Source organism: Vibrio sp. 10N.222.55.B11 (genome assembly GCF_041473705.1).
GTDB classification, from domain to species: Bacteria; Pseudomonadota; Gammaproteobacteria; order Enterobacterales; family Vibrionaceae; genus Vibrio; species Vibrio crassostreae_C.
The window spans coordinates 1-26,968 of sequence record NZ_JBFRST010000044.1; the positions used below are offsets into that span (position 1 = coordinate 1).

Below are 26,968 nucleotides of genomic sequence, written 5' to 3' on the forward strand. Positions count from 1 at the left end.
TTTTACTTTAATTGGTATAATTTACTAGCTACCACCAAAAACTTAAGTACGATATGCACCTAATCCTAAATGGCGACTAATATAATGAGTAAGCGTCAGTAATTTGGGATTATTATGAGGTTCTTTTTTGCACTGGTTGTATTCTTTTGTTCATTTTCTCTATCAGCAACTTCGTGGGAAAAAGAGAGTCACCCTACTAAAAATTCACCCTCATCAATTGGAAGCTATGCCAATGGCTGTCTAGACGGCGCGCAGGCTTTGCCTATTAATGGTTTGGGGTATCAGATCATTCGCCCTCAAAGAGAGCGCTACTATGGCCATACAGAAGCTATAAAGTTTATTGAGAGGTTAGGAGTCACGACCAGCGAGAAGCTCAATACTAATTTATTGATCGGTGATATTTCTCTTCTCAGAGGAGGGCGCTTTTCTTCAGGTCATTCAAGTCATCAAACAGGGTTAGATATTGATATATGGCTAAGGTTAACCAGTAAGAGGTTGTCAGAGAACGAATTAGCTGTGCCTAAACCTGTGAGCGTTGTGGATCTTACCAACTACAAATTGCGTGAATCGAATTGGACCGATGATCATTTTCAAGTTATTCGTTATGCGGCGAAAGATGAAAAAGTGGTGCGTATTTTTGTTCATCCAGTGATCAAGCAAACCCTTTGTGAACAAGAAAACTCTGACGCTAATGATAGAGCTTGGTTAGGCAAAATAAGACCTTGGTGGGGACACCACTCCCACTTCCACGTTCGTTTAAAGTGTCCTGAAGGCAGTTCAAACTGCATAGCTCAAGCGAGCCCTCCTAAAGGTGACGGTTGTGGAGATGAACTTGCAAGTTGGGCTCCAAAGACTGTTCCAGTTCCACCTCCTAAAAAAGTAGCGAAAACTAAGAAAAAGAAAAAAGTTAAAGTGATGCCAAGTCAGTGTTTGGCCTTGATATCGAATAAGTAATCCTGTTCATCGAGGCTTTTTACAGTGGTACTGCCACTGGTTTTTTCGACTCTAAAATGGAGAAATATCACACTTTTGTCTAGAGTTTATAAACACGAGATTAAGAACATCGTTTGATATTAATAAAAGCAATAACGGTATCAGCAAGGGCGATGGCGAATTTGACAAGGTTTGGTCAGGGATTGAGTGTTTTGGGGTGAAAGATGCGGCTTATATGCAGTATGCGAAATCAGAGTCTGATACCCGTCGATAGATAATTCAAGGATAAGACTATGACTATGATTTGTGCGAAGGAATTTTCAGAATGGTTAAGACATAGGTTCAACGCTGAAAGCTCGGGTATTTCAATTTCAAGAGATGACATCAATCAGCTAACAGGCAGACAACGTTTAGACCCTAGTTTCGTAAATGATGTTCACTATGAATTGATGCAGTATGGAATGGCATTTGTGACCGATACCAGCAGGGAAAACTTTTATCTTGTTCCTATAGCTCAATCAATAAACTGGCGAGAACGGCTCGAATATCAATTTGAAAAAGAGCTCTTCTGCAATATTTATCCAATAGGAAAATCAGGATGAAAAAAAGGTTCAACTTATGGTTAAGTTGAACCTTTCTTCTTTTAGGTCAAGCCTTGAATGATAACAAACTTCTCAAGTAGCTCGTCATCAGTTTCAATATGGTTTGGGTCAGTGATGATGCATTTTGTAATCGGACACACTGACTGGCATGTTGGCTTTTCATAGTGACCTTTACACTCTGTACATAAATCAGGATCGATCTCGAAGATGCTGTCGCCCATAGTGATTGCACCATTTGGGCATTCAGGATCACACATATCGCAGTTTATGCACTTGTCAGTAATTAACAGAGCCATTATTTTCTTCTCAAGTAAGTCGCTTAAGTAAAAATTATTTGCCTGATGCGTTACGTGTATCTTGGCCTTCGCTCAAGTTACGCATCAGCAAGCCGTACTCTAGATCTAGATCTGCTGGTACAGGAATAAATACAAAGTGACCGTTACCTTTCGCATCGTCGACCGCTTCAGATTTGCGGTTTTCCATAACTTCTAGTTTGAAAACAACGTTACCTTTCGGTGTCATCATTTCTAAGCTGTCGCCTACTAGGAACTTGTTCTTCACTTCTACTTCCGCTAGGTCACCACGGCGCTTACCTGTGAACTCACCAACAAACTGTTGAGTGTCAGAGATAGAGTAACCGTACTCGTAGTTTTGGTATGTATCGTGTGTATGGCGACGTAAGAAGCCTTCAGTGTAACCACGGTGAGCTAGGCTCTCTAGTGTACCCATTAGGCTTTCATCGAATGGTTTGCCTGCCACTGCATCGTCAATAGCTTTACGGTAAACCTGAGCAGTACGTGCACAGTAGTAGAAAGACTTAGTACGACCTTCAATCTTCAGAGAGTGAACACCCATCTTCGTTAGGCGCTCAACGTGTTGGATTGCACGAAGGTCTTTTGAGTTCATGATGTAAGTACCATGCTCATCTTCAAACGCTGCCATTTTCTCTTCTGGCTTGTGTGATTCAGAAAGCAGAACCACTTCGTCTGTTGGTTTACCAAGGCCTAGTGTGTTGTCTGGACGCTCATCTTGAACTTCAATGTCTTGCGTTTCTACTTCTTGAATAGCAACACCAGTAGGGTTTGCTTCAACGATCTGACCGTTTTCGTCTTCTTTCGCTGCTTCTGTTTTGTATTCCCAGCGGCAAGCGTTGGTGCAAGTACCTTGGTTTGGATCGCGCTTGTTCATGTAACCAGAAAGCAGACAACGGCCTGAGTAAGCCATGCAAAGAGCTCCGTGAACAAAGATCTCTAGCTCTGTTTCTGGGCAGTGTTCGCGAATCTCTTCGATCTCTTCAAGCGATAGCTCACGAGATAAGATCACACGCTCAACGCCTTGAGTTGACCAGAACTTAACGGTCGCCCAGTTTACTGCGTTTGCTTGAACAGAAAGATGGATTGGCATTTCAGGGAATGCTTCACGAACCATCATGATAAGACCAGGATCTGACATGATAAGCGCGTCAGGGCCCATGTCTACAACTGGTTTGAGGTCGCGAATGAATGTTTTTAATTTAGAGTTGTGCGGCTGAATGTTACATACAACATATAACTTTTTGCCTTGAGCATGAGCTTCATCGATACCGATTTGTAGGTTTTCGTGATTGAACTCGTTGTTACGAACACGAAGGCTGTAACGTGGCTGGCCTGCGTATACTGCATCTGCGCCGTAGGCGAATGCGTAACGCATGTTTTTGAGGCTTCCTGCCGGTGATAATAGTTCAGGTACAAATGGTTTTTGTGTAGTCATTGCTTCGTTCTCTAATCTGATCTCAAGTCAGGTTGATACCACCAAGTGATATCAAAGGGGCGCAAATTTTACGCTAAAATGAGTTTGGTTGATAGCCCTAAAGATAGCAATGACATTAACAAGAGGGTCTAGAGGCAGATATAAGTGAGAACTTAGTGAGAAATAAGCTCAGATACCGTTAGCACCTGAGCCTATAGTTTGACTGATTAAGCGTTAGGTTGAGTTAACCCGCCTAATGATTCAAATAGGTTTGGAAGGAAAACACTGAACTCACCACAAAGTAGAGAGAAGTCCGCATCAAAACGCGCAGCTTGATCTTCACGAGGAATATCGTCGTTTTCGTCTTTGAGCTCATCACTGAATTTTAGGCGTTTGATGCTGCCATCTTCTGCAAGAATGAATTCAATACGGTCTTGCCAGTTGATAAGAAGTTTCGTCACCATCTTATTGGCTTCGATGTGGTTTTTAATCTCATCAGCTTCTAGTTCTTGTTTCTTAACTCGAACAATACCGCCGTCTTCTTGAATAGATTTTAGTTCTGCTTCATCAAGCATAGTGATGCCTTGTGGCGTATCACCTGATTTCACCCATTCTGTAAGAGTCGTTTCGATCGCTTGCTCTGGGATAGCTGGCACTACTGGCAGGCTACCCATTGTCTTACGTAGCAATGCTAATACATCTTCTGCTTTTTTGTAGCTGCTCGCATCAACCACAATGAAACCTTCTTTTGGCATGATCAGCGCGTAAGTGAAGTTGCTGCGGCTGAATGCTCGAGGAAGTAGATCAATGATGATGTCTTCTTTTAGGCTGTCTTTCTCTTTCTTTTTCAGAGGGGTACCAGACTCTGCCTCAAGCGTTTCTACTTTTGCGTTCAATGATTCTTTGATCACAGAAGCGGGTAGCATTTTCTCTTCTTTCTTTGCACAGATAAGAATGCGGTTTTCTGATACGTGCGTCATCATATCGCCATGTCTACCCATTGCGTGTACCCAACCAAACTTCTGTTTGTCTTGGCTACCACAAGGAGTAAAGCGGAATTCTTCAAGTTGTTTCTCTAGCTGATCTGCGTTGAAATCAATATCACGGTTGAAGCGATAGACTAGGCAATTTTTAAACCACATAAATTTTTCTCATACCTTTTTAGAAGTGCTTCATGATATGAGATCTAATTCGATTTGTCCCTAGCTCTGTATCAAAAGTTATAAAGTGAAATGTTTGAGACAGTTATATGAAAATTTGTTTTCAAAGGTCACAAAAGTGTCATAATTAACTCAGATAATGCAATGCGTTGATTAAATACAAAGGCTATTCAATTATGTCGAGAAGGATTCTGGTCGTTGAAGATGAAGCACCTATTCGTGAGATGCTGTGCTTCGTGCTTGAACAAAAAGGCTACCAAGCAGTAGAGGCTGAAGATTACGATACAGCGGTAAACAAGCTATGTGAACCTTTCCCAGATCTAGTATTACTAGATTGGATGCTACCTGGTGGTAGCGGGATAAACTTTATCAAGCACATGAAGCGTGAAGAGTTAACTCGCAACATCCCAGTGGTGATGCTAACGGCTCGTGGCGAAGAAGAAGATAAGGTGCGTGGTTTAGAAGTGGGTGCTGATGATTACATCACCAAGCCATTTTCACCCAAAGAGCTCGTTGCTCGCCTGAAAGCGGTTATCCGCCGTGTAACGCCTACTGCACTAGAAGATGTGATTGATGTACAAGGTCTTAAGCTAGACCCAGTATCTCATCGTGTTACCGCAAGCGAAGGTCCAGTTGATATGGGACCAACAGAGTTCAAAATGCTGCATTTCTTTATGACTCACCAAGAGCGTGTGTACAGCCGAGAGCAGCTGCTTAACAACGTTTGGGGTACCAATGTTTACGTTGAAGACCGAACGGTTGATGTACATATTCGACGCCTGCGTAAAGCGCTTGAGTCTGCAGGTCACGATAAGCTAATCCAAACGGTTCGTGGCGCTGGCTACCGTTTTTCTACAAAGGCTTAATGTGGCTTCGCTGCCCAGTTTACGGAGTCCTGAATGGTTGAAAAGTTAACCTGGAAAAAGCTGGCTTGGGAGCTGGCTTTTTTTTACGCACCATGGGTTTTAGTCGGATGGATATTCGGTTACCTACCTTGGTTGCTGCTGGCTGCTACGGTATTGCAGCTCGGCTGGCATCTACACAACCAAATGCGTTTGTCCGCATGGCTGTGGGATGAGAAGCGTCTAACTCCACCTTCAGGCTCTGGGAACTGGGAATCTCTGTTTAACGGTATTTATCGTATGCAGCAGAGACAGCGTCGCAAACGCAAAGAACTGACTAACCTTATCCGCCGTTTCCGTAACGGTGCAGAATCGCTTCCCGATGCCGTTGTGGTATTTCGCGGTGAAGGCAATATCGTTTGGTGTAACAAGCTAGCTCAGTATTTGCTGGGCTTTCGTTGGCCAGATGATTCAGGTCAACCGATCTCGAATTTGATTCGTACTCCAGATTTTATTAAGTACCTTAATAAGCAAGATTTCTCTGAGCCATTAGAGATGCCTTCTCCATTGAATGTGGAGCGTATGCTCGAGCTGCGTATTGTGCCGTATACCGAGGGTGAACACCTGATGGTGGTACGTGATGTGACCCAGCTTAAGCAGTTAGAAGGCATGCGCCGTAACTTCTTCGCTAACGTTTCTCATGAATTGCGTACGCCGATGACCGTCCTTCAAGGTTACCTTGAAATGACCGAAGATCCAGACATGATCGTTGGCCCAATGTGGACCAAGGCGCATGGCGTAATGACTGAGCAGCTCAATCGAATGAACAGTTTGGTTAATCAACTACTCACGCTTTCGAAAATTGAAGCGGCGCCAATGCATGAGTTGGATGAAGTGGTCAACGTTCCGGCGATGCTTGAGGTTCTTGAGAAAGAAGCGGCGAGCCTTAGCGGTGAGCGCGAACATAAGCTTGAGTTTGATATCGATAAGAGCCTACGAGTTCTTGCCGATGAAGACCAATTGAGAAGTGCGATATCGAATTTGGTTTATAACGCGGTTAAATACACACCCGCAGGTGCAACGGTCAAAGTGCGTTGGTATCAAACCAGCCAAGGCGCGTGCTTAGATGTGTCAGATACTGGTGATGGTATTGAGCCTCAACACTTACATCGACTCACAGAGCGCTTCTATCGTGTAGATAAAGCCCGCTCTCGTGATACCGGTGGTAGTGGTCTTGGATTAGCGATTGTAAAGCATGCGCTTAGCCACCACGATTCACATCTCGAAATTCAAAGTGAAGTGGGCGTCGGCAGTCGTTTCCATTTTACTTTACCAAATCGACTGACCGTATCATGAGTTGTTCGATACGCAGGATGCATTTTCCAGTCAGCTCATTATTAGCGTTTGCTTTAGTTAACCCTGTGCATGCCGAACAGGGTGTCGATTCTCTTCCTGATTATTCTAAGGTTCCGGGAATTTCTGGGAGCTTATTATCGGTCGGTTCGGATACCTTAGCGGGTATGACGACGTTATGGGTGGAAGAGTTCAAGTCCTACTACCCAAATGTTAACGCTCAAGTCCAAGCATCGGGTTCTTCTACTGCTCCTCCAGCCTTAACCGAAGGGACTGCACATCTAGGGCCAATGAGTCGTCCGATGCGCCTGCGAGAAATTGAAGCATTTGAAAGGGAGCATGGATATAAGCCAACAGCACTGCGAGTTGCTATCGATGCGATTGGGCTTTTTGTGCATCGTGATAACCCTATTGAGGGGCTTAACTTTCGTCAGATTGATGGCATTTTTTCTGAGACATTACGCTGCGGAGCAACAAGGCCCCTCAATAACTGGCAAGATCTCGGAATCGATCAGCCATGGGCGAAACATCGATTCCAATTGTTCGGTCGCAATTCTGTATCGGGGACTTATGGATACTTCAAACAGAATGCACTGTGCGGCGGTGACTTTAAAAATCGTGTGAATGAGCAACCTGGTTCGGCTTCAGTCGTTCAGTCGGTCGCTTCATCCATCAGTGGGATTGGCTACTCAGGTATTGGTTATCGTGTCGCTGGCGTTAAGTTAATTCCTATTGCTGAGCATGGTTCTGATTATGTAGAGCCGACTCGAGCGAATATCTTGAGCGGTGATTACCCTCTATCACGCTTTCTTTACGTATACGTGAACAAACACCCAGATAAACCGCTTTCTCCCGTTGAAAGAGAGTTCCTTACTTTTGTATTCTCAAAGCAGGGACAAGAACTTGTAGAGAAAGATGGCTATTTAGCAATACCGTCTGAGTTCGCAGAGCAAGAGTTGGCAAAAGTCGGGCTCTAATTCAGGCTGCGATAAACTTAGATAAGAAACGTATGAACAGCTTGCGCGTCGCAGGCTGTTTTAATTTTGACTGTTCGTTATTTTAGCTTTAACGACCATCCTGCATTTTGCCAACGTTGTTGCTCTTCTCTGAGCTCATAATCAAGCAGTTGGTTTTGGGCCAACCAATCGCTGTTAGTTCCTTTCAATTCCCAGTTATCCTGTTGTTCAATCGTTAGAGTCACGTCTGGGGCCAGTGCTTGATTTCGCTGACGGTTGAGTAAGATAGCGAGTCTCAATATACGAATCAGCAGGGTGACTTGTTGCTGAGTAAACAGAGAAAGTTCCGGCAAATCTTGTAGTTTGAGCGCTTTTCTTTGATAGCGAACCAATGCTGATATAAGGCGTTGTTGCTCAGTATTAAAGCCTGGCATTGTCGTATGCTTAAGCAGATAAGCCGAATGGCGGTGATAGCCTTGGAATGCAATGCTTTGTCCTACCTCATGAAGTACTGCAGCCCAACCAAGCAGATCATACAGCTCATTAGTGACCGCAGTTGTCACTTGAGGCTGTACTTGTTTCAGCAATGAAAGAGCGAGCACTTTCACTTTCTCGCCATGAGTTACGTCTACATGGTATCGAGAGACGAGCGTTTCGGCAGTTCTTGTTCGAATATCAATATCTTTAAACCTATCCTCCATGTCATAAAGAACGCCTTCTCTCAGGGCACCATCAGAAAAATGTAACTCCTTGATGTCTAGCGTATCCATTGCTGCTGAAAGAATGGTGACGCCTGCAGCAAACACAGGCTTTCTCTCATCACTTAAGCCTGAAAGATTTACGGTGTTGGATGATGAAAACTCACATAAGTGATTCTTTAAATAGGACAGGCGTTGGGGCGTAATGAGACCATCGGTGAACCCTAAGCCAATGAGTACTTCTTTTATTGATTTCGTGGTACCAGATGAGCCAAAAGCGATTTCCCAAGGGGCTTTTGTGTATTCTTCAATCAATGGCATCAATAGACGAGTAGCTGCGGTATAAGCATCTGAGAAGTGTCGTGAAGTTAGCCCTTCGTCAGCAAAGAAACGTTGAGTGAAGTTGACGCATCCCATCGGTAAACTGCGCATAATTAGAGGAGTAAAGCCTTGTCCGGCGACGAGTTCCGTACTCCCTCCACCGATATCAATAACCAACTTAGATTCAGAAGCGGTTTGAGTGTGCTCTACGCCGTTATAGATAATTCGAGCTTCTTCTTGATCTGAGATGATCTCTATTGGAAAAGGAAACAGTGGCTTGGCTTGCTCTAAGAAGTCTTTAGCGTTTTTGGCTTTTCTTAGGGTATGAGTCGCAACAACTCTGACATCATCAAGCTCAAAATCCGCCAGTCGTTCTGCGAACACCTTGAGGCATTCTAGGCCTCGCTCGATAGCGCTTTCAGATAGGACGTTACGTTCATCCAATCCATCACCTAATCTCACTTTCTGTTTGTGTCTGCTGACTAATTGCAGGTGTTGATCGAATACTCGGGCAACCACCATGTGAAAGCTGTTCGAACCCAAGTCGATAGCGGCAATACATCGAGAATGTTTGTTATCAATTAGCGGCATGATTTCTTCTCTTGTTTGTACTTCTTGCGAGCAAGTTTCTCCATACGTTTAATATAGTGGTAAGTGGAGAGTTGTGACGTCGGGTAATCAAGTAGGTTTGCTGGTGGTTGTGTGTAAGAGTTGCTCATCGCTTGGTCTAGCACTCGAGCTTTGTTGCTGTCATCGAAATGAAACTCGGTGATATCGATAATGGTTTGCTTGATCTTTGGATCTAAAATTGGAGCTGCAACTTCGATGCGGTGATCAAAATTTCGTGTCATCCAGTCAGCGGAAGATATATAGACCTTCGGCTTTCCAGCGTTACCAAATATCATCACTCTCGGATGTTCGAGGAAACGATCGACCACACTGACTATCTCAATATGATCACTGATGTTGGGTATGCCAGGGACAAGAGAGCACATGCCGCGAATGACCATTCTCACTTTTACATTGGCTTGGCTAGCCTGATAGAGCTTTTCAATGATCTCTCGATCGACCAAGTTGTTGAGTTTTAGAGTGATGCTTGCAGGTTTACCTTCTATCGCGTTTTGTATTTCATTATCTATCAATTGGTACAGACGTTTTCTAGTATTCTTTGGTGACACAATCAGTTGCTTGAACTGGGACTTTTGATAAGGGTTTTCAATATACTTAAAGACTTGTCTCACCTCTTGAGTCAAATCTTCATTCGCAGTGAGCAGAGAAAAATCGGTATACACGCGCGCTGTAACTTCATGGAAGTTGCCAGTGCCAATATGGGCATAATGCTCGGTATGCTTGCCTTCTTTTCGTTTGATGAGCAGCAACTTGGAATGGATCTTCAAACTTGGGATGCCATGGATGACTTTTACACCCGCTTCTTGAAGTTTCTTGGTCCATTGAATGTTGGCTTGCTCATCAAAGCGTGCTTGCAGCTCGACAACCACAGTGACCTTTTTGCCATTGTGCGCCGCATCGATGATCGAGCTGAGGAGTTTTGAGCCTTCCGCAACACGGTAAACGTTTATTTTGATGGAGGTTACCTTCGGGTCAAAGGAAGCCTGCCTAACCAGTTCAGTGATGTGACTAAAGGTGTGATAAGGATAATGCAGTAAGATGTCGCGAGCTTTGATCGCTTCGAAATAGTTTGGGTAATGGCTGAAATGCGCGCACTTAATCGCGGGTAGAGGACGATTAACTAAATCACGTCGGTTAAGGCTTGGGAACTCAGAGAAATGTTTGAAGTTATGATAGCGACCACCTGCGATGACACTGTCATAGTCAGACAGTTTAAGTCTGACTTGTAAGAAGTTGAGCATTTCAGTTGGCATTTCAGATTCATAGATCAGACGTATCGGCAGTGCCGTTAAGCGCTGTTCTAAACCTAAAGACATCGATTCTAATAGGTTATTTTCATTGTCCTCTTGCAGATCATAATCGGCATCACGTGTCATTTTTATCGCAAAACAACGCAATGAGTCATACTCAAAGAATCCTTTAAGTAAGTCATCCAAACAAAATCGAACTATATTATCTAACAAGATCAAAGTTGTACGCTGCGAACCCGAAGTTTCCGGTAACTTAACAAATCGAGGGAGTGCTTCTGATGGGATTTCGAGTAAGACATATTGAGATGATGCATCACGCTCGATGTCGATGGCTAAGTAACTTTGTTCATCTTTGAGAATATTAAGTAACTGGCTATCTTCGTTCAAGAGAATCGGAGTTAAGTGTGGCAGCACTTTTTTCTTAAAGTACTTTTTTATCCAGCCACTTTGTTCTTCGCTGATTTGTTGTTCGTTGACCAGAAAAATACGATTGCGTACCAATTCCAATAGCAAGTCGTTATACAGTTCATGGAATTGAGCATCGAGCTTGCTTGCTTTGCTCTGCATTTTAGTCAGTAGGCTTTTCGGCGAGTTGGAGGTTAGCTGTGGATCTTGAAGTAAGATCTTTCGCTTCACATCAGCAAATCGGACTTTGTAAAACTCATCGAGGTTTTTCGAGTAAATACCTAAAAAACGAACTCTTTCGATTAAGGGGACTGACTTATCTGCCGCTTCTTGGAGCACTCTTTCGTTGAAGGATAACCAGCTAAGTTCTTTTGTGACATAGTCTTTTTCCATCGAGATGAGAATCCTTGAGTACTGGCTATAGAGCTGATTACTTTAAATTAGAATGGCAAAATTCACAAAATCTATGATCTTACTTTAAGAAATATGGCTAACAAACTTGTTATTAGTTTCAGTTGTTTAACGTAACTTGTAATATAATTGTCATCTAACGTACATATTATGTCAGTAGCTAAAAAAAGGTAGATAAACAGATGGCATCAGCCCAATTTTCATTGAAAGAGCGCGACAAAAAAAGATGGTTGAAAGATCGTCTCGTCCGTTTTTCGGTGACATGTGGCGCGGTCAGTGTTCTAGCTGCCCTAGTATTGATCTTTGTTTACTTGGCGATGGTCATTTTACCGGTATTTTCTGATACTGGTTTAGAGACAGACCAAGCTGTAAAGACCGTTGCCGTAGAAAAGCCTATCGCCTTATCTGTTGATGAATACGGTCAGCATGCATTTACTATCGAAAAATCTGGCTTGGTGCAGTTTTGGGATTTAGAGTCTCAAAATACACACTCTTACTTTGAGCGAAATGTTTTAGCCAATCCTGTTGCCTTCTCTCGAAATACCCCATCAGAAAACTGGTTTGCCTTTGCCGATAGTGCAAGCAACCTTACTTTTTTCTATCCTGAGTATAGTGCGCCTGTGCTGCAAAAGGGCAGTGAAGCCGAACCTAAAATTGAGCAAATCACTCTCCCTGAACCGTTTTTAAATGATGAACCCTCAAATGGGGCGACGATCGACAAATTCGCATTCTCTAAAAATGGACGTGGGATTACGGTTGCCGCGCAGTTAAGTGACCAACGAGTCTTGGTTAAGTGGTATCAGAGTGACCTTACTGGTCAGTATGTTTTTCAGAAGAGCCAATGGCTATCGGATAAGTTGGGCTTGCAGCAGCAACTGCTTGTCACACCTGATGGGCAAACCTTATACCTACGAGCACAATCGGATTTGGTTGTTTTGAAACTATCAGATAACGGTTTTGATGTTCGTGAAGTGATTGATCTTAGCTTAAATGATGCGAAGCATTCCGTGAAAAGCATCGATTTATTGTCTGGCGCATACTCGTTGTTGGTTACGCATGAGGACGGACAGGTTTCTCAATGGTTCGATGTACTCAAAGATGAAAAGCGTAGCCTGACCCATATTCGAGACTTCCAACTTGCTGAACAAGTGCAATTTATTCTTCCTGATACTTATAGAAAGGGTTTTTATAGCTTCTATAAGAACGGCACATTACAAAGCCACTATACGACCAGTGAAAAGCTGTCGTTGTTTGAACGCGCATTTGATAAATCACCACAACTAGCCGCTATGTCTGCCAATGAACTGCATCTGGCAACGTTGATTGATGGCATCATCAGTGTGGCTAAAGTCGACAATGAATACCCACAAATCTCATTCTCCTCGCTTTGGCAAAAGGTCTGGTATGAAAGTTACCCTGAGCCGCAATACGTTTGGCAATCAACATCGGCGAATGATGACTTTGAAGAGAAATTCAGTTTAGTACCTATCACATTCGGTACTATCAAAGCCGCTCTGTTTGCGATGATGTTTGCCGTGCCGGTTGCTGTGCTCGGAGCTATTTACACCGCTTATTTTATGTCTCCACGCATGCGAAGAGTGGTGAAGCCTTCGATAGAGCTGATGGAAGCTCTTCCAACCGTGATCATCGGATTCTTGGCCGGGCTTTGGTTTGCTCCAATTGTCGAAACGCATTTAACGGCCGTCTTCTCATTAATGGTGTTATTACCGTTGAGTACATTGTTGACGGGGTTAGTTTGGTTCTGCTTACCGAAGATGGTGACGAGTCGTTTCTCTAACGGTTGGCATGCCCTAATATTGATCCCGGTATTGGTGATTACGGTGGTGGCCGTCTTTGCTGGTGGAAACAGCATTGAAGCCTTGTTGTTTGGTGGTGATATTCGTACTTTCTTAGCGAGTTATGGCATCGACTTTGACCAACGCAATGCGCTGGTGGTTGGTTTTGCTATGGGCTTTGCGGTCATCCCAACGATTTTCACTATTGCTGAAGATGCTATTTTCTCTGTACCTAAACATTTATCTGATGGCTCATTAGCGTTGGGTGCGACGGCGTGGCAGACGCTTATTTATGTGGTGTTATTGACGGCGAGTCCAGGTATCTTTTCAGCGGTTATGATGGGCCTAGGTCGAGCGGTTGGCGAAACCATGATCGTCTTGATGGCGACAGGTAACACTCCAATTCTTGACTGGAATATTTTGGAAGGGATGAGAACCTTATCGGCAACGATTGCTGTTGAGCTACCAGAATCAGAAGTAGGCGGTTCTCATTTCCGCTTGCTGTTCTTGGCTGCACTCTTGCTGTTTATCTTTACATTCGCGGTGAACTCAGTTGCTGAGTGGGTTAGACAAAGACTGAGAGATAAATATCGTGCGCTGTAGTTTTAAAGGTTTGCCTCAATGTGTATCAATGGCTTTTAGTGGCTTGACTAGCGTGTCTCTTGATCTTTGCAGCTCCTTGATTTCAGCACGCCAAGAGCAAGGTCGATCATGATGAATAAACTGAAGTCATTATTATCTTGGGTTAAATCGGGCTCTCCGTGGATCTGGCTTACGGGCGGGGCGGTGAGCATCAGTATGCTTTCTGTTCTTGGCCTAATGCTGCTGATTGGTTGGAAGGGCTTAACCTATTTTTGGCCCGCACCTTTGTATCAATGGCAAGTTGACTCCAAAGACTTATCGCTAGTGGTCGATCTTGACGAAACCGTATCAAAACAAGATGTATTGGTTGGTCAGTTATATGAACGAAAATACATCCCGATAGAGCAAGTTCCACAAGTCCATGACCTTTTGTCTCCTCAAAATTTGTCGACTGGGCTGATACAGCGCTTAAGCATCAAAGTTGCTAACAGAGAACTGTACCCTGCGGACTTTGTTTCTATTCTGGATGTTAACTTACGTGAACCCACTACCCCGCTTGATTGGGTTGTGATTGAACGAAGTCGAGGTGGTTATTTCTTTGGTAAGCCGGTGGGTTTTAAAACCGCTTCTGGCACCTTTGATTCGAACATAGACCAAAAGCTCGAACAAGGCTTGGCGTTCGCTGATGCGCTACGTAAAGAAACGTCGCGTGTCGTGAACCAAGAAATTCGTAATATCAGCTGGCAATTGGAAAACCTGCGCTTAGAAAAGCGTAAGCTTGAACTCAATGAGTCAGTGAGTGATGAATACCTTACAACCTATACTCAAACTAAACTGGAGTTAGACCGCCAGTTAGGTGAAGCCGAAGTTAAGCTTGAGCACCTTAGAACGCAACTTAATGTCGAAAGCTTGCTGGTTGAGGATATGACAGGCGAGCTGGTCGAGATCTCGCTCAGCCACATTCTGGATTATTGGTACCCAAATAATATGTCTTACCTAGAAAAGGTTGGGCACTGGGGCAAACAAGTTTGGAAATTCTTATCAGAGAACCCACGAGACTCAAACTCTGAAGGCGGTGTGTTTCCTGCTATTTTTGGCACAGTACTGTTGGTTATTCTCATGTCGATCGTCGTGATGCCTCTTGGGGTAGTCGCTGCGATATATCTTCATGAATACGCAAAAAACAACGCACTAACACGTTTAATTCGTATCGCCGTGATTAACTTGGCGGGTGTACCGTCGATTGTGTATGGCGTTTTTGGTTTAGGCTTTTTCGTCTATACCATTGGTGGCTCGATTGATACGTTGTTCTATGCAGAGCGATTGCCAGCACCGACATTTGGTACGCCGGGTCTACTTTGGTCAGCACTAACCTTAGCGGTCTTGACGCTTCCAGTCGTTATCGTAACCACGGAAGAGGGCTTAACGCGTATTCCTAGTGCAGTGAGGCACGGTTCATTAGCGCTTGGTGCGACTCAATTTGAGACGCTTTGGCGCATTGTTTTACCGATGGCAAGCCCAGCGATTATCACTGGTTTAATTTTGGCAATCGCGAGAGCCGCGGGGGAAGTTGCACCACTTATGCTGGTGGGTGTTGTTAAATTGGCATCTAGCTTGCCAGTCGATGGTCAGTTTCCGTATTTACACTTAGATAGAAAGTTCATGCATTTAGGCTTTCATATCTATGATGTTGGTTTTCAAACCTCTAATATCGAAGCGGCACGACCTTTAGTGTATGCGACTTCATTTTTATTGGTTACGGTGATTGTTGGGTTGAACTTAACAGCCATCAATATCCGTAATAACTTGCGTGAAAAATACCGAACCTTAGGACAAGATTAGATGTTCTCGATTAATGAAACCTTGGGTTACCAAGCACCACTTGATGTTCACAATCTGAAGGATGAGCAAATTGCTATCTCGATCGAAGGGCTAAATCTTTACTATAAAGAGAGCCAAGCACTTGATGATATCTCGATGCAGATCCCGAAGGGGCAGGTGACGGCGTTTATCGGCCCTTCTGGGTGTGGTAAGTCGACTCTGCTGCGCTGCATTAATCGCATGAACGATCTTGTTGAAGGCTGTAAGGTTTCCGGGAAAGTGAAGCTTCATGGCAAGAACGTCTATCACCCTAAGGTGGATGTTGCGACCTTACGACGCCGTGTGGGTATGGTATTCCAGCGTCCAAACCCTTTTCCTAAATCTATCTATGAGAATGTGGTTTATGGCTTGAGGCTACAAGGCGTTAGCAACAGCCGAGACCTTGATGATGCGGTTGAACGCTCTCTGCGCGCTGCTGCGTTATGGGATGAAGTGAAAGATCGGTTGCATGAGAATGCTTTTGGTTTATCTGGCGGTCAACAGCAGCGTTTGGTTATCGCTCGTGCGGTTGCGATTGAGCCTGAAGTGCTGTTGTTAGATGAGCCGACATCGGCACTCGATCCGATTTCTACTTTGACGATTGAAGAGTTGATCAACGATCTCAAAACGCAATACACAGTGGTGATTGTTACCCACAACATGCAACAAGCCGCGCGTGTAAGTGACCATACTGCCTTTATTCATATGGGAAAATTGATCGAGTACTCAGATACGGACTCAATTTTTACGTCTCCATTGAAAAACCAGACGGAAGACTACATTACTGGTAGATATGGCTAACCTCTCCAAAGGTGTCATCTAGAGCTAAGTCACTCTACAAAAATGGCTTTCTTCATTTCTTTCAAGGAGCAAGTATGCATTTCGGTCGCCACATTTCAGGGCAATTCAATGTCGAGTTAGAATCGATCCGTACTCATGTATTGACCATGGGCGGGTTAGTGGAGCAGCAACTCTCGTTTGCAATGCAGGCGCTTCATAAAGACGATGTTGAATTGGCCAAAAAAGTGATTCGTGATGACCACAAAGTGAATGCGATGGAAGTGTCGATTGATGAGGCGTGTACTCGAATCATTGCAAAGCGTCAGCCGACAGCGAAGGATCTGCGTTTGATTATGGCGATCATCAAAACCATTACCGATCTGGAACGTATTGGCGATGTTGCTTCTAAAATTGCGCAAGGTGCTATTGAGATCCCTTCAACCAAAGAGCAAAAATTCCATGTTTCGTTAGAGCCTCTTTGCCGTCAGGCAATCACCATGCTTCACCAAGTGTTAGATGCTTTTGCTCGTATGGATGTTGATGCGGCTGCTGAAGTTCACAAACTTGATGATAAGTTGGATGCGGAATACGAAGCCGTTATTCGTCAGTTAATGACCTATATGATGGAAGACCCTAAGAACATCCCTAATATTTTGCAGGTGATGTGGTCAGCTCGTGCGATTGAGCGAGTGGGAGACCGCTGCCAAAATATCTGCGAATACATTATTTACTTTGTGAAGGGTAAAGATGTACGTCACCTCGGTGATCAAAGCCTTGATGACGCACTAAAATAGAGCTTATCTTTAGAAGCTAATAATGGCACCAAGATTGAAATTGACCGTTGTGTCGTAAGGCACAAAGGTTTTGTTGTGATCAAAAATATTCATATCAACACCAGCACGTAATCCAAGCATTGGTGTCGCTTGGTAAACGTAGGCACCACCTAGGCTTATACCATGTGTTGTTTTCTCTTCTACTTCGCCTGAGCGTGTTTTTGTACCGTCATAACTTGCCACACCAATCTCAGCCTGAAAGCCGTGGGCTTGGTTTCTTCCAAACATGTTTTGCTTCGTAACAGGTTTAAATCAAGAGAGCTGAATAAGTCTTTAGCCATATCTATCCATGAAAATTTTCTGCGCTATTAAATCTAATATACGTCAGTCAGTTAGATTAGTCAGCGAGGTTCTCTGGATTTATGCTGGCGACTATTGCCCTAAGCGGTGAGGGCGGCTCTCACATCAGATATCTTACTCGCATCTGTCACTGGGATCTGATAATCATCAATATTATCACTGCCCATTTGAGCACTTGAGTTGTTTTCCATTAGACTCGGCCTTGTCGATTTACCTGAAAGGTGAAGAGCAGGTACTTGGGTAGCGCTTTGAATCATTTTGGCATTCGCAGCGTTAACGCCAGCCCCCGCCATGATATCAATTCGTCCATCGGCTTGTTTGACCATTGCAGCCAATACATCGATACCTTGCTCAGCATTAGCAGCAAGCCCTGATGTCAGGACTCTTTCGCATCCAAGTGTAATGATTTGTTCTAATGCTGCTTGGAAATCAGAGCTTTGATCGATGGCTCTGTGGAAGGTAATCCCAAGCTTTAACGAGTGCGCTTTGTCAGCCAGTTGTTGCATCTTTGGCATATCAATACTTCCGTTCGGCGCTAACACACCAAGTACGACCCCATCCAATCCTGCATTTGCGCAAGCTTCAATATCTTCAAGCATACAGAGCATATCGTCGTTATCGAAAATGAAGTCGCCTTGTCTTGGGCGTATCATAGCGTAGACCGGAACCGACGAAACTATTGCCGCTTGTTTCATCATTCCGAAGCTTGGAGTTAATCCGCCAAGTGCTAATGAAGAGCAAAGCTCAATTCGATTCGCGCCACCAGATAGTGCGGTATGAAGAGATTCTAAGTTATCGATACAGACTTCAATTTCGGTGTTCATCGTGTTTATCCGTTCAAAAAGATACTGATGAAATAATAGCAATCTAGGTGTGATTCTGAATAGATGGGGATAAGGGAAAATAGAGGTAAAGTTTAGGTTTATCGCTACCTCAATTATCTATTACAAGAGTCAGTCTAGGGGAGCGAGGAGGGGGGAAACAAAAAGCCCGAAGCGTTAACTTCGGGCTTTTAATAGGACTTTACTTCTTAACTGATTGGCGGTGCGCTTTGCGCTATTAGCTTATGCTTTATGTCTCTTTAAAGAGAATCTTCCAACCATTAACCCGCGTTGAGTTCGGGCTTAAGAGGTAATTACTTGCTTAGGTCGTCAGCGTGCTCAGATAGGAATGCTGCAACACCTTTTGGAGATGCGTCCATACCTGATTTGCCTTCTTCCCATTGTGCAGGACAAACTTCACCGTTCTTCTCGTGGAAGTTTAGTGCGTCTACCATGCGTAGCATTTCGTCGATGTTACGACCTAGTGGAAGATCGTTAACTACTTGGTGACGTACAAGACCGTCAGCGTCGATTAGGAAAGAACCACGGAAAGCAACGCCTGCTTCTGGGTGCTCAACATCGTATGCTTTGCAGATCTCGTGCTTAACGTCAGCAATTAGAGGGTATTTAACTTGACCGATACCGCCATCAGCGATAGCAGTGTTACGCCATGCGTTGTGAGAGAATTGAGAATCGATAGAAACACCGATTACTTCAACGCCTTTAGCTTGGAAATCTTCAAGACGGTTGTCGAAAGCGATTAGCTCTGAAGGACAAACGAAAGTGAAGTCTAGTGGGTAGAAGAAAACTACAGCTTTCTTACCTTTAGTGAATTCTGCGAAGTTGAAGTTATCAACGATCTCACCGTTACCTAGAACAGCTGCTGCAGTAAAGTCAGGGGCTTGACGACCTACTAGTACCATTTTGGAATCTCCTAAAAAATTAGTTGGCCCAACACATCTTTGTTTGGGCTCCGTTTCTACGGGACAAACTATAGTACAATCGGTACTATAGAAAAAAGCGAATTAAATAGATTAAGTTAATCGAAAAAAGCGATAAGCTTATTCTTTGTCCTGTCCTTAGGTCGAATGACCTTTACCTAACTTATCCTACTCATATTACAAAGTAATTTCATGAATAAATGGCCAAGTCTTAAGCAACTTCACTATCTTGTTACTCTTCACGAAACTCGTCATTTCAGTGATGCCGCAGATCGCTGTTTCGTCAGTCAATCTACGCTAAGTAAAGGCATTCAAAACCTAGAAGAGCTGATTGGTTGCCCGCTTTATGAGAAGAAAGATAAAAAGAGCCCGCTAGTTTTCACGCAAGCAGGTGAGCTGGTGGTCAAGCACGGTCGAGAGCTACTAGCGAAAGGACAAGATCTCGTAGAGCTTGGAAATCTATGTAACGGGGATGCGATGCAAGGGCAGCTGCGAGTCGGGTGTATTCCTACTATAGCGCCGTTCCTTTTGTGCGATTTGGTACAGGAAGCCAACCAGCGCTTTCCACAATTAAATTTGCTGTTACGTGAAGACACAACGACTAACCTATTGGCTGCGCTGCGTCATGGAGATTTAGATGTGCTGATTCTGGCTTTGCCTGTCGATATCGACAATATGGAAAGCCAAGTTGTTGGGCAAGACCCTTTCCGGATGGTGATCAGTCGCAATCAAGCTGATGGTATTCGCGTTCCGATTAAATACGATGACCTGCCAGACGAATCTGTATTTTTGTTGGAGAACGAGCATTGCTTAACCGAGCATGCTGTGTCGGCTTGTAAGTTAACGGATAAAGAGAAGATCAACCCGTTCACTGCGACGAGCCTTCACACATTGGTGCAAATGGTGGCCAATGGTTTAGGAACCACCTTTATTCCGCAAATGGCGATCGACCACGGTTTATTGGAAAACCAGAATCTCGTTGTGATCGATCCTCCTGGTCAGCAGGCCTACCGAGATATTGGCCTTGTCTGGCGACCAAGCTCTTCGCGTCGTGAGACATTCCATCAATTAGCGGATGTGGTATCTGAGCTTCTATAATAATCCGCTGCGACAACAATCCCTCTGAGCGGCTGAATTGGCCGCTCTTCTTTATATCAATTCCGAGCGTTACTCTACTTCCGCTTCTTCTGGCTCTACTTCTTCTTGCAGCTCCAGTAAATTGATCGCTATCGTGACAAAATCGCTGTCTGTAATAATGCCTACTAGTTCGTGGTTTTCTACGACAGGTAAACAGCCCACTTTATGTTTCTGCATGTAGATAGCCGATTCTTTTAATCCTGCACGCGGCTCTACCGACATAACACTTTTGTGCATGATGTCGTTGAGGGGAGTAGCAAGAGTAAAAGATTGAGCTTGTGGGATGTTTTGTAGGCTGGATTCTTGAGCGGCGAGAACGTCTCGTTGTGTGACGACACCTAGTAGTTGCCTGTCGGAATCGACGACCGGAATATGGCGGATATCAAGTGCTTCCATCATGTGCTTAGCATCGGCCAGTGAATGTGAGCGCAATAGGGTATGAGGGTTGCGAGTCATCATATCTTCAACCTTGATCATACGAACCTCCTTCTTTTTTATTTGTTGCTATTACTATAGTTTTTTATCCAAAAAATAACTGAGATCTGACGCATTCTTGGGTGAGTTTTATGCAACTAATTCTTTAGCTTGAGGAGGTGAATCAGTCGCATTATTTTACGCCTCTTTACAATAATCCAGTGCTGTAAACCTTGCTATTGCGGCTCGTGTGCCTATACTAGCCCACTGCGAAATTTTTAGTCGTGTTTGCGATGTGTTTCTGGTAACGATTGACTTACCGTAACGATTATCCAGCAACTACGATTTATGATTCGTCAACGGCACAAATCTCATCAACTAAGACAAGACTAGACACATGCAAGTTTCAGATTTTCACTTTGACCTACCAGATGAACTCATTGCTCGCTACCCTCAAGAGGAGCGTACAGCAAGCCGCCTGCTTAAATTAGATGGCAACAGCGGTAACCTAGCTGATGGTTCGTTTAAAGACGTTTTAGACTTGGTTGAGCCAGGCGATCTTGTTGTTTTCAATAACACTCGAGTGATTCCAGCTCGTGTATTTGGTCGCAAGGCATCAGGCGGTAAGCTTGAAGTGCTGGTTGAACGTATGCTTGATGAGAAAAGCATTCTTGCGCATGTTCGTTGTTCTAAATCACCGAAGCCGGGTACCAAGTTGTTCCTTGGTGAGAACGATGAATATGAAGCTGAAATGGTGGCGCGTCACGATGCGTTATTTGAAATCCATTTCACATCCGATCAAAGCGTTTTAGAGATTCTTAACAGTGTTGGTCACATGCCACTGCCTCCTTACATCGATCGTCCTGATGAAGATGCAGATAAAGAGCGCTACCAGACAGTCTATAATGAAAAGCCGGGTGCGGTTGCAGCGCCAACAGCAGGCCTTCACTTTGATGACAAGCTAATGGCCGACATGAAAGAAAAAGGTGTTGAGTTTGCTTACGTGACGCTTCACGTTGGTGCTGGTACGTTCCAGCCAGTAAAAGTAGATAACATCAATGATCACCACATGCATGCTGAGTACGTTGAAGTGCCGCAAGAAGTGGTTGACGCCGTAGCTGCAGCAAAAGCTCGTGGCGGACGTATTATTGCTGTTGGTACAACATCAGTACGCTCACTAGAAAGTGCAGCGCAAGATGCATTGAAGAAAGGCACCGAGCTCGTTCCTTTCTTTGGTGATACAGAAATCTTCATCTTCCCTGGCTATGAATACCAGTTGGTGGATTGCCTGATTACCAACTTCCACTTGCCAGAATCAACACTGATTATGTTGGTGAGTGCATTTGCTGGCTACGATAATGTGATGGGCGCTTACGATCACGCCGTGAAGAGCGAATACCGTTTCTTCAGCTACGGCGATGCGATGTTCATCAATAAGAAAACGAGCTAACTTAAGCTGGTTTAAGCGATACAAAAATTTACGGGTGCTAGCAGTAAGCTAGGAGTCGGGCAGGGTGTCTGTCTAATCTCTCGCAAGGAATACGCGACCGCTCCTCATAGAACCCACTAGACTGAACTTTTGTTTGGCCTAAGGTTCTGAATTAACAGTCAGATTGTTTCTCTGGCATATTGGAGGCTTCGTGAAATTAAAATACGAACTTAAAAAAACTAATAGCGGCGCACGTCGTGGTCAACTTCAGTTTGAACGCGGTACCGTCGAAACCCCAGCATTCATGCCTGTAGGTACTTACGGTACTGTTAAAGGTATGACACCTGAAGAAGTAAAAGACACAGGTGCTGAAATCCTATTAGGTAACACATTCCACCTATGGCTACGTCCTGGTCAAGAAATCATGAAAATGCACGGTGACCTGCACGATTTCATGAACTGGCACGGTCCTATCCTGACTGATTCAGGCGGCTTCCAAGTATTCAGCCTAGGTGCAATGCGTAAAATCACTGAAGAGGGTGTTCATTTCCGTAACCCTGTAAACGGTGACAAGATCTTCATGGACGCTGAGAAGTCTATGGAAATCCAAAAAGATTTAGGTTCAGACATCGTAATGATCTTCGATGAGTGTACGCCTTACCCAGCGACACACAAAGAAGCAAAAGACTCAATGGAGATGTCTCTTCGTTGGGCTGAGCGTTCACGTAACCACTTCGACAAACTTGAAAACCCGAACTCACTGTTCGGTATCGTTCAAGGTGGCGTGTACGAAGACCTTCGTGATGTATCCGTTAAAGGCTTAACTGAAATTGGTTTTGACGGTTACGCAGTAGGCGGCCTAGCAGTAGGCGAACCAAAAGAAGATATGCACCGCATTCTTGAGCACACATGTCCTCAACTGCCAGAAGATAAGCCACGTTACCTAATGGGCGTAGGCAAACCGGAAGACTTGGTTGAAGGTGTTCGTCGTGGTATCGACATGTTTGACTGTGTAATGCCAACGCGAAATGCACGTAACGGCCACCTGTTTGTGACTGAAGGTGTGATCAAGATCCGTAATGCGAAGCATAAAACCGATACAACACCACTAGATTCAGAGTGTGACTGTTACACTTGTAAGAACTACAGCAAGTCGTACTTACACCATTTGGATCGTTGTAACGAAATCCTAGGTGCTCGACTGAACACGATTCATAACCTGCGTTTCTACCAACGAGTAATGTCAGACATTCGTCAGTCTATCGATGAAGACCGCTTTGAAGAGTTCGTTGCAGAGTTCTACGCAAGAATGGGGCGTGAAGTGCCACCACTAGGTAAAGAATCTTAGTATTTCTTTTTTGCGAGCCCTATCTCTCTTCCGAGTGATGGGGCTTGAAAATAAAGGGATGCGACCCAATTAGACAAACAATTACGAAAATATAAATAGAGGATGTTTTAAATGTTTATTTCTCAAGCTCACGCAGCAGCAGAAGGTGCACCAGCAGGCGGCGGTTTCGAAATGCTTATCATGCTAGGTATGTTCGCTGTGATCTTCTACTTCATGATCTACCGTCCACAAGCTAAGCGTGTTAAAGAGCACAAGAACCTTATGTCTTCTATGGGCAAAGGTGATGAAGTTCTTACAAGCGGCGGCCTAATTGGCAAGATCACTAAGATTGCAGAAGACAGCGACTACGTTGCTATCGAACTGAATGCAAACAACGAAGTAGTTATCAAGAAAGACTTCGTTACAGCAGTGCTACCAAAAGGTACTCTGAAATCTCTATAAACAGCTAGAGGATCCTCGCTGTGCTAAACCGTTACCCGTTATGGAAGTACCTGATGGTGGTGTTTACTATCGCCATCGCTGCGTTGTACGCACTTCCGAATATATACGGTGAAGATCCGGCAGTTCAAGTTACAGGGGCGCGCGGCGCCTCTGTAGATATGTCTACGCTGGATGCTGTCACCAATGCTCTTGAAGCTGAAAACCTTTCTACTAAATCCGTTGCTCTAGAAAACGGTTCCATTCTTGTTCGCTTTAACGATACAGACTCTCAAATCAGTGCCCGTGATGTCATCACTGAAGCATTAGATGAAGATGTAATCGTTGCTTTAAACTTAGCGGCTTCAACTCCTGATTGGCTTGAATCTATTGGTGCTGCACCAATGAAGCTTGGTCTTGACCTACGTGGTGGTGTTCACTTCTTGATGGAAGTGGATATGGACGCTGCGATGCAAAAGCTGGTTGGCCAACAAGAAGAAGCGTTCCGTAGTGAACTTCGTGAAGAGAAAATCCGTTACCGTGCAATTCGCCCGTCTGGTAAAGATGCGGTTGAAGTGATTCTACGTAACGCCGAGCAACTTGCTGAAGCTAAATCGCTACTGCAATCTAAGCACCAAGACATGACGTTTGTAGATTCTGAATCTAATGGTCGTTTTTCTTTGGTTGCTAGCTTCACAGAGACTCGTCTTCAAGAAATCCGCAACTATGCGGTAGAGCAAAACATTACCATTCTACGTAACCGTGTTAACGAACTTGGTGTTGCTGAACCTTTGGTTCAACGTCAAGGCTCTAGCCGTATCGTAGTGGAATTGCCTGGTGTTCAAGACACGGCTCGCGCTAAAGAAATTCTTGGTGCTACCGCGACGCTTGAGTTCCGTGAAGTGGATAGCAGTGCTGACTTAGCCGCTGCCGCTTCTGGTCGTGCCCCTGCGGGTAGCGAAATCAAGCAAGATCGTGATGGTCGTCCTGTGGTACTTAAGAAGCGCGTTATTCTAGGCGGCTCAAGTATTACTGATGCAAGCTCAAGTGTTGATGAATATGGTCGTCCTCAAGTTAACATCTCGCTAGACAGCGAAGGTGGTAGCAAGATGTCTGCATTCTCTCGTCAGAATATCGGTAAGCTAATGGCAACGGTATTTGCAGAGTACAAAGACAGCGGTCGTAAAACACCGCAAGGTCGAGTTATCTTGAGTAAGCACGAAGAAGTGATTAACCAAGCGACGATTCAATCTGCGCTAGGCCGTAACTTCCGTATTACTGGTATCGATTCAACGGCTGAAGCTCATAACTTGGCACTTCTACTGCGTGCTGGTGCATTGATTGCGCCTATCTCGATTGTAGAAGAACGTACCATTGGTCCATCTATGGGGCAGCAAAACATCGATATGGGTATCATGGCGATGGTTTGGGGTATGGCTGCTGTAATGCTGTTTACGCTGCTTTACTACCGTAGCTTTGGTCTGATTGCGAACGTTGCGCTAATGGCTAACTTGGTGTTGATTATCGGTGTTATGTCGATGATTCCGGGGGCTACCATGACCCTACCAGGTATTGCCGGTATCGTATTAACGGTTGGTATGGCGGTTGATGCGAACGTTCTGATCTTTGAGCGTATACGTGAAGAGCTTCGAGATGGACGCAGTCCACAACAAGCGATTCACCAAGGTTACGCGAACGCATTCAGCACAATCGCCGATGCCAACATCACCACACTACTAACAGCAATCATTCTATTTGCTGTGGGTACGGGTGCTATCAAAGGCTTCGCGGTAACGCTGTCTATCGGTATCTTGACTTCAATGTTTACAGCTATTATCGGAACACGTTGTATCGTGAACCTGATGTATGGCGGCAAACGCGTTAAAAAACTGTCGATCTAAGGCTAGGAATTAATATGTTTCAGATTCTAAAAGCAGACAAAATGATCGACTTTATGCGTTGGTCAAAGGTTGCCTTTGTTTTTTCTATCTTGATGATTGGTACTGCTATCTTCACCCTAACAACGAAATCGTTGAACTGGGGTCTAGATTTTACTGGCGGTACTCTGATTGAAGTTGGTTTTGAACAACCGGCACACCTTCCTGATATTCGTAGTGCACTAGAAGCCGAAGGCTTTGGTGATGCGACGGTACAGAACTTCGGTTCAGCTCGTGATGTGATGGTTCGTTTACGTCCACGTGATGGCGTAGCGGGCGAAACGCTTGGTAACCAAATCCTTTCTGCTATTGAGAATGGTACTGGTGAGCAAGTTGAAATGCGTCGTATCGAGTTCGTTGGTCCTAACGTGGGTGACGAATTAACAGAAGCGGGTGGCCTTGCTATCCTAGTTTCTCTTATCTGTATCTTGATCTACGTATCAGTGCGATTTGAATGGCGTTTGGCTGCGGGTGCAGTATTAGCACTGGCGCACGACGTTATCATCACTCTGGGTGTGTTCTCTCTAATGCAAATTGAGGTCGACCTTACCATCGTAGCAGCCTTGCTAACGGTCGTCGGTTACTCCCTCAACGATACCATTGTTGTATTCGACCGTATTCGTGAGAACTTCCGTAAGATGCGTAAGGGTGAAGCGCCTGAAGTACTGAACAGCTCAATCACACAAACATTGAGCCGTACATTGATCACTTCTGGTACCACGTTATTCGTAGTTATCGCACTGTTCGTTCAGGGCGGCGCTATGATCCACGGCTTCGCGACTGCACTTTTATTGGGTATTACGGTTGGTACTTACTCTTCTATCTACGTTGCATCTGCACTGGCTATGAAGTTAGGTATTACGCGTGAACACCTAATGCCACCACAAGTGGACAAAGAAGGTGAAGAGTTTGACGAGATGCCTTAGGCCTTGGCTTAATAAGTTTCGCTAAACCAAAAAAACCGCTAGGCAACTAGCGGTTTTTTTACGTCTGTATTCTAGGGAAGCTCAATACAATTTAGCGTTGAAGTATGTTGAACTTCATTTCACTAAGAGACATCCTGATCGTATCTCGTATCTCGTAT

23 protein-coding genes and 1 pseudogene are annotated in these 26,968 nt (G+C 44.5%); 15 read left to right on the forward strand and 9 right to left on the reverse strand.

All coding sequences use genetic code 11. From position 1 onward, the window contains the following. The first annotated feature begins 114 nt into the window (after positions 1–114). On the forward strand, positions 115–954 hold the full coding sequence (mepA, locus tag AB4503_RS15675) for a penicillin-insensitive murein endopeptidase (protein WP_372115361.1): 840 nt from the start codon (positions 115–117) through the stop codon (positions 952–954). Between the two features lie 272 nt (positions 955–1,226). Further along, positions 1,227–1,535 carry a hypothetical protein gene (locus AB4503_RS15680; protein WP_017062536.1) on the forward strand — a complete coding sequence of 103 codons (309 nt, stop codon included), beginning with the start codon at positions 1,227–1,229 and terminating at the stop codon, positions 1,533–1,535. A gap of 41 nt (positions 1,536–1,576) precedes the next feature. Here the strand turns inward: AB4503_RS15680 and AB4503_RS15685 are convergent, their stop codons facing one another. The 3 genes from AB4503_RS15685 to rdgC form a co-directional block, all read right to left on the reverse strand. Then, positions 1,577–1,831, reverse strand: coding sequence for a YfhL family 4Fe-4S dicluster ferredoxin (locus AB4503_RS15685; protein WP_004735061.1), 255 nt, complete (start codon positions 1,829–1,831; stop codon positions 1,577–1,579). Positions 1,832–1,865: 34 nt separating this feature from the next. Next, positions 1,866–3,284, reverse strand: coding sequence for a tRNA 5-hydroxyuridine modification protein YegQ (yegQ, locus tag AB4503_RS15690; RefSeq protein ID WP_017062848.1), 1,419 nt, complete (start codon positions 3,282–3,284; stop codon positions 1,866–1,868). A gap of 206 nt (positions 3,285–3,490) precedes the next feature. Then, the gene (gene rdgC / locus AB4503_RS15695; protein ID WP_017062534.1) at positions 3,491–4,405 is read right to left on the reverse strand and encodes a recombination-associated protein RdgC; all 915 of its coding nucleotides are present in this window, start codon (positions 4,403–4,405) and stop codon (positions 3,491–3,493) included. Between the two features lie 194 nt (positions 4,406–4,599). Here rdgC and phoB point away from each other — a divergent pair, with 194 nt between their 5' ends. From phoB to AB4503_RS15710, 3 genes are read left to right on the forward strand one after another with little or no spacing between them, the layout of a single operon-like run. Next, entirely contained in the window at positions 4,600–5,289 is a 690-nt protein-coding gene (gene phoB, locus AB4503_RS15700; protein WP_004735064.1) for a phosphate regulon transcriptional regulator PhoB, read from the forward strand. A gap of 33 nt (positions 5,290–5,322) precedes the next feature. After that, the gene (phoR, locus tag AB4503_RS15705; protein WP_004740365.1) at positions 5,323–6,621 is read left to right on the forward strand and encodes a phosphate regulon sensor histidine kinase PhoR; all 1,299 of its coding nucleotides are present in this window, start codon (positions 5,323–5,325) and stop codon (positions 6,619–6,621) included. After that, on the forward strand, positions 6,618–7,595 hold the full coding sequence (locus AB4503_RS15710) for a PstS family phosphate ABC transporter substrate-binding protein (protein ID WP_032548820.1): 978 nt from the start codon (positions 6,618–6,620) through the stop codon (positions 7,593–7,595). The genes phoR and AB4503_RS15710 overlap by 4 nt, the downstream gene beginning before the upstream one ends. Before the next feature lie 77 nt (positions 7,596–7,672). Here the strand turns inward: AB4503_RS15710 and ppx are convergent, their stop codons facing one another. Then, on the reverse strand, positions 7,673–9,184 hold the full coding sequence (gene ppx, locus AB4503_RS15715) for an exopolyphosphatase (protein ID WP_372115362.1): 1,512 nt from the start codon (positions 9,182–9,184) through the stop codon (positions 7,673–7,675). Beyond that, complete coding sequence (gene ppk1 / locus AB4503_RS15720) at positions 9,175–11,271, reverse strand: polyphosphate kinase 1 (protein ID WP_017066137.1); 2,097 nt, start codon at positions 11,269–11,271, stop codon at positions 9,175–9,177. The genes ppx and ppk1 overlap by 10 nt, the downstream gene beginning before the upstream one ends. Before the next feature lie 200 nt (positions 11,272–11,471). Between ppk1 and AB4503_RS15725 the strand changes: the two genes are divergently transcribed. The 4 genes from AB4503_RS15725 to phoU all read left to right on the forward strand — a co-directional run bounded on the left by AB4503_RS15725 (position 11,472) and on the right by phoU (position 17,101). Then, positions 11,472–13,688, forward strand: coding sequence for an ABC transporter permease subunit (locus AB4503_RS15725; RefSeq protein ID WP_372115363.1), 2,217 nt, complete (start codon positions 11,472–11,474; stop codon positions 13,686–13,688). Between the two features lie 111 nt (positions 13,689–13,799). Continuing rightward, positions 13,800–15,509, forward strand: coding sequence for a phosphate ABC transporter permease PstA (pstA, locus tag AB4503_RS15730; protein WP_372115405.1), 1,710 nt, complete (start codon positions 13,800–13,802; stop codon positions 15,507–15,509). Continuing rightward, positions 15,510–16,328: a phosphate ABC transporter ATP-binding protein PstB gene (gene pstB, locus AB4503_RS15735; RefSeq protein ID WP_009848269.1), complete on the forward strand. Its 819-nt coding sequence runs from the start codon at positions 15,510–15,512 to the stop codon at positions 16,326–16,328. 74 nt (positions 16,329–16,402) lie between these two features. Continuing rightward, positions 16,403–17,101 carry a phosphate signaling complex protein PhoU gene (gene phoU, locus AB4503_RS15740; protein ID WP_009848270.1) on the forward strand — a complete coding sequence of 233 codons (699 nt, stop codon included), beginning with the start codon at positions 16,403–16,405 and terminating at the stop codon, positions 17,099–17,101. Positions 17,102–17,110: 9 nt separating this feature from the next. Here phoU and AB4503_RS15745 read toward each other — a convergent pair. From AB4503_RS15745 to AB4503_RS15755, 3 genes and pseudogenes are all read right to left on the reverse strand, one after another. Beyond that, positions 17,111–17,374, reverse strand: a pseudogene (locus AB4503_RS15745) (hypothetical protein); the annotation flags it as partial. 146 nt (positions 17,375–17,520) lie between these two features. Beyond that, positions 17,521–18,264, reverse strand: a complete 744-nt coding sequence (locus tag AB4503_RS15750) for a copper homeostasis protein CutC (protein WP_017062527.1) — start codon at positions 18,262–18,264, stop codon at positions 17,521–17,523. A gap of 311 nt (positions 18,265–18,575) precedes the next feature. Continuing rightward, entirely contained in the window at positions 18,576–19,184 is a 609-nt protein-coding gene (locus AB4503_RS15755) for a peroxiredoxin C (RefSeq protein WP_017062526.1), read from the reverse strand. A gap of 210 nt (positions 19,185–19,394) precedes the next feature. Here AB4503_RS15755 and AB4503_RS15760 point away from each other — a divergent pair, with 210 nt between their 5' ends. Beyond that, positions 19,395–20,300 carry a hydrogen peroxide-inducible genes activator gene (locus AB4503_RS15760; RefSeq protein ID WP_017062525.1) on the forward strand — a complete coding sequence of 302 codons (906 nt, stop codon included), beginning with the start codon at positions 19,395–19,397 and terminating at the stop codon, positions 20,298–20,300. Positions 20,301–20,369: 69 nt separating this feature from the next. On the opposite strand, the gene AB4503_RS15765 is transcribed toward AB4503_RS15760, so the two are convergent. Beyond that, on the reverse strand, positions 20,370–20,816 hold the full coding sequence (locus tag AB4503_RS15765; RefSeq protein WP_017062524.1) for a CBS domain-containing protein: 447 nt from the start codon (positions 20,814–20,816) through the stop codon (positions 20,370–20,372). A 334-nt stretch (positions 20,817–21,150) separates the two neighbouring features. On the opposite strand from AB4503_RS15765, the gene queA reads away from it, so the two are divergent. The 5 genes from queA (at position 21,151) to secF (ending at position 26,810) form a co-directional block, all read left to right on the forward strand. Next, positions 21,151–22,203: a tRNA preQ1(34) S-adenosylmethionine ribosyltransferase-isomerase QueA gene (queA, locus tag AB4503_RS15770; RefSeq protein ID WP_017062523.1), complete on the forward strand. Its 1,053-nt coding sequence runs from the start codon at positions 21,151–21,153 to the stop codon at positions 22,201–22,203. A gap of 190 nt (positions 22,204–22,393) precedes the next feature. Further along, positions 22,394–23,530, forward strand: coding sequence for a tRNA guanosine(34) transglycosylase Tgt (gene tgt, locus AB4503_RS15775; protein ID WP_017056177.1), 1,137 nt, complete (start codon positions 22,394–22,396; stop codon positions 23,528–23,530). Positions 23,531–23,641: 111 nt separating this feature from the next. Next, complete coding sequence (yajC, locus tag AB4503_RS15780; protein WP_010440492.1) at positions 23,642–23,971, forward strand: preprotein translocase subunit YajC; 330 nt, start codon at positions 23,642–23,644, stop codon at positions 23,969–23,971. 20 nt (positions 23,972–23,991) lie between these two features. Then, positions 23,992–25,848: a protein translocase subunit SecD gene (gene secD / locus AB4503_RS15785; protein ID WP_372115364.1), complete on the forward strand. Its 1,857-nt coding sequence runs from the start codon at positions 23,992–23,994 to the stop codon at positions 25,846–25,848. 14 nt (positions 25,849–25,862) lie between these two features. After that, entirely contained in the window at positions 25,863–26,810 is a 948-nt protein-coding gene (secF, locus tag AB4503_RS15790) for a protein translocase subunit SecF (protein ID WP_017062837.1), read from the forward strand. Positions 26,811–26,968 lie beyond the last annotated feature (158 nt).